We start from the raw sequence: 4,290 nt of genomic DNA, 5'->3' as shown, positions 1-4,290 counted from the left end.
ATGGTTTCCAGGCTGCGGCATAGCAACAATTGTTCAAAGCTTACTTCGCCTTTTTTGCTGAGTTTATCGGCCCAGTCGATGAATACCCAGTCACCGGGGAGGCCTTCCATCAGTCCGTTTTTATCGCGGCGCTGCAGGCAGTAGCTCATCAGGCTTTGCATGCGCGGGTACATTTGTTTGATGAAACTTTTATCGCCGGTGTACTGGTAGTAGTCATAAATTCCCATGAACCAGTAAAAAGTATAATCCATAATGGTGTTGATGTGACTGGTTACCGGGTCTTTACCGCGCAGGGCATACAACGTACGGGTTACCGTTGGCGAATCAAAATACAGGTAATAATTCATGAGGTAGCTTTGGTAAGCATCGCCCGACCAGATCCACCTGTCCCTCTTGATGCCGTCGATAAAAAATTCGCGCGTATTCTGTTGCAGCGTATAGGCTGATACATCCCAGATCTTGTTCACCTGTTCATCCGAACATTTAAAACTCCCCCGCTGCGCAACCGGCGAATACTCGTAAAGCATGGAAACATCGTCGGCACTTACATTGTCATCAAATAATACATTGATGTAGCGGAATGCTCGGGAGCCCTCCATGGTATAATCAGCTTTTTGAGGCTGATCTATGTTAATGCTATCCAGCAATTCGCAGGTTGCTGTAGCTAAAGCTTCTTCTTTGGATTCGCCGTAGCAGAGTTTAACATTGCCTTTACCTTTTAAGCCGATGAGTTTTGCATATCCAAAGGTTTCCTTACCGAAATCAACCAAAATGGAGTGTTCTTTTCGTTCGGTTTTTGCGGGCTTGTGCTCCTCTGTGGGCAAACGGAACGCAGACGGGATTTTATCCGCCGAATCAAAGTTCCAGTTACCGGCGTTAACGTATTTGGTGGCCGATACATCAGAAGTTTTGCCCGATTCATCAATCCACTCCTTATCCTCATAAGTTACCAGCCAGGAGGTATCTGACACCAGTTTCTGCCCCTTAACAAATATGGCAGGAGCAGCAGCCTGGTTATGGACTTTGAGACTAAGCCTGTGCCTGCCAGCCGGCACATGGATATTTTTCGGGTAACCTGCTAATGCCTTACCATCGAGCTTTACATTGTATTGTCCCTCAACGGCCAATTCAACTGTTTCGGGATTGGTGAGCGTAAAATCCTTATGAAAATCAACCAGTACATAGTGACTGTCCAGTTTCCAGAATGGCGGGAAGAAGGCCCCACGCTCGGTACGGCGGTTTTGCATCCGGTTGCTCAGCCATGCTTCATAATCACCGGGATACCAGATCCAGGTGGCTTTTTGTGCTTTGGCGACATCGGCAAAAAACACCAGGCCGAGCAACATGACCAATACATGCTTTTTATTGATTTTTGTATGGGTAGATATTTTATGCATTTTAATGTCCGTTAAAAATGAGGTATAAAGCAATCATCATTATGGTAAGCAGTGCCCAGGCAATTTTTACACGCCGGGTAGGTTTAGCGGTATTGTGTATTTCCGATAGGGTTGCCTGGTAAACCGTAGGCGCGTTATCAAACAGCGAGATCAAAATCGCCGATACGGCCAGGAAAACAAATATGAAAAACGACAGCATCAGGTAATGCGGCCAAAAGCTATACTTAGCGGGCGGAAGAACCCATAAATACACCACGCCTGTACCTAAACTAAAGGCCGAGCCAGCTGATAAGATGACATTTACCGCTTTGCGGGTAGTCCGTTTCCAATAAACCGTAAGCAGGAAAACCACGGCCAGCGGCGGCGCGATGAAGCCCAATACCGATTGAAATACATCGAACAGGTTGAGACCTTTTATGCTGTCGATAGCCAGCGCCATGCCTATGGCAAACAGGCAGCCGGCAATTACGGCATAACGCCCTACCTTGATCAGGTCTTTGTTAGTGGCCTTAGGGTTGATCTTTTCGGCATAGATATCCATGGTAAAAACCGTGCTCAGCGAGTTGAGCGATGAGCCAATTGTACCTACCAAAACCGCGATTAGCACAACGATAACCAAACCGTTCATGCCGGGCGGGAAGAGATTGGTAACCATGGTCATATAAGCTAACGCCGGGTCGCTCAGATGCGGATAGAGGATAAAACACAAAATACCGGTGAGGATAAACAGCGGCAGCGAAAGTATTTTGAGCCAGCCAATAAAGTTAACGCCAAGCTGCCCCTGCTCCAGGTTTTTAGCCCCAAGCACAGATTGTACCATGGCCTGATCTGTGCAGAAAAAAGCTACAGCTGATACCGGGTAGCCCAGCAAAATAGCATACCATGGATATTTAACATCACTTGCCGGGTGAATAAGGTTCCAGTAGCTTGAGGGCGTTTGGTGAAACACCGCCGATAGCCCGCCTGCTTTGTCTACGCCCAACACAGTTAAGGTTAACGATACGCCAATGAGCAGCAGCATCTGGAAAACGTTTACTTTGGCTATAGCTTTTAAACCACCTGTAAAGGCGAATAAACCCGCAAAAGATACCAGTACAATAACCGATTGCCACATGGGGATCCCAAGGATCTGCCTTACTAAAAAGCCGCCGGCAAACAGCCCCAGTGACAGCCATGAGATGAGCATTTTGATCAGTGCATACCAGGCCAGGATATTGCGGGTTGAATCGCCATAGCGGTTGCCCATGAACTCGGGCATGGTTGATACCTTGGCTGCGATGTATTTCGGCGCGAAAACCAGCGCCAGCAGCATCAGGAACACAAAGGCATACCAATCAAAATTAACGGCTACTATCCCTGTGCTATAACCGATACTTGCAAAGGCCAGCAACATGGACGGTCCCACATTGGTGCCCCACATATTAAAACCGATGCTTGCCCAACCTAATGATTTATTGGCCAGGAAAAGGGTTTCGTCCGTTTTGTTTTTATTGCCGAAACTGGCGCGGTAACCGATGACCATTAAAACAATTAGGTACACTGCCACAACCGAGTAATCCAACAGCGTGAGGCGCGATACGATATTGCTCATGCCCAATATCATGCGCTTAATTCGTTTACGGTTAAATTAAATTCGGTGAGGATGTCATCAACCTTTACGGGTTTACCGCTTTGTAATGATCGGTCCATAGCCTGAAGCAAAGCGATAGTACCTATGCCTTCTTTGATGTCGGGATAAGCGGTGTAACCTTCGGTGATGCTATCAGCAAAGTATTCGAGGTAATTTTGATACTCGCCGGCATGGTGGCTTTTGCCCTCAAACCTGAAATAATGTTTCAGTTTATGTTCCCATGTCAGGATGCGCTCTTCGCCGGTATTATCGGTGATGGCATAGCGCAAGTCCATATAATCACCCTGGCTACAGCCTTCGGTTCCGCGCAAAATGCAGCTCATTTCACTATCGCGGGTAACGGGCTGCACCGGGCCGGTATAACAACCGCTCACACGTGCAATGCGGCCATCTTTCGCTTTGAAAATAAAATGCATGGTATCCGGGTTCTTCAGTCCCCCTTTAGCACCGTTAGAGCTCAGCATCCCATACCCCATCACCTCTTCAATATCGGGCAGGTACCAGCGAATAAAATCAACAGGGTGGCTCAAGCCTCCGTACAGCCATTTAAAAGCTTGCTGTAAGGACCATGGCTTCTCCAAAAACCAGCGGTGATCTGCATGATAATAGGCTTCGACAGTGATCAAATCACCTATTAAACCGGCCTCATAGTCTTTACGCTGTTTTTTCATCGGCTCAAAAAAACGAGAACTTTGGCCTACAAATACTTTTTTGCCGCTTTGCTCAACCAGTTCAAGCAGCTCGGCGGCCTTACCCAAATCGTCGATAAATGGTTTGGTACATACCACATGTTTGCCATGAAGTAAAGCCTGTTTAACGTGTTCGGCATGGAGGTGATCGGGGGTGTAAATGGCTATGATATCTATTTCAGCATCATTGAGCAGGTCCTCGTAGTTGGTTGTATAACGATGAAAGTTGAACTCCTCAGCGCGGTGTTTGCACAATTCAATATTCCTGTCGCACACCATTTTCAGTTCAAGCTTATCGCTTTTCAGTACTGCCGACATGGTGCTGCGCCCTTCGCCTAATCCTAATATTCCTATTTTCATTTTTATAATGATCGTTTAGTGTCGCTGTTGTCTGTTACCTGTTTAAAAAATACCCATACCTCGCCCTTTCGCGTGCCAGGCACACCTTCCTGGTATTTTTTCATCAACCTGTTCCAATCGTTTACCCGCGGATTATTTTCGATGGTTTTAGGATTGAGGTCGTCAAGCTTTTTGCCTTTCGGGATACTGATCACCAGCATCAGTCGACGCCCGT

General features: G+C 47.0%; 2 protein-coding genes and 2 pseudogenes. All 4 read right to left on the bottom strand.

The genetic code is table 11. The features are described from left to right. Positions 1-1,397, bottom strand: a pseudogene (locus VF500_RS13910) (alpha-rhamnosidase); the annotation flags it as partial. Between the two features lies 1 nt (position 1,398). After that, positions 1,399-2,988, bottom strand: a complete 1,590-nt coding sequence (locus VF500_RS13905) for a sodium:solute symporter family transporter (RefSeq protein ID WP_330860242.1) — start codon at positions 2,986-2,988, stop codon at positions 1,399-1,401. A gap of 8 nt (positions 2,989-2,996) precedes the next feature. Beyond that, positions 2,997-4,076, bottom strand: coding sequence for a Gfo/Idh/MocA family oxidoreductase (locus tag VF500_RS13900; RefSeq protein ID WP_330860241.1), 1,080 nt, complete (start codon positions 4,074-4,076; stop codon positions 2,997-2,999). Positions 4,077-4,078: 2 nt separating this feature from the next. Further along, positions 4,079-4,290, bottom strand: a pseudogene (locus tag VF500_RS13895) (hypothetical protein); the annotation flags it as partial.

The organism is Mucilaginibacter sp., from assembly GCF_036383575.1.
Classification (GTDB): Bacteria; Bacteroidota; Bacteroidia; order Sphingobacteriales; family Sphingobacteriaceae; genus Mucilaginibacter.
Note: the sequence above shows the minus strand (reverse complement) of the source record. Positions and strands in the feature narration are given on the sequence as shown.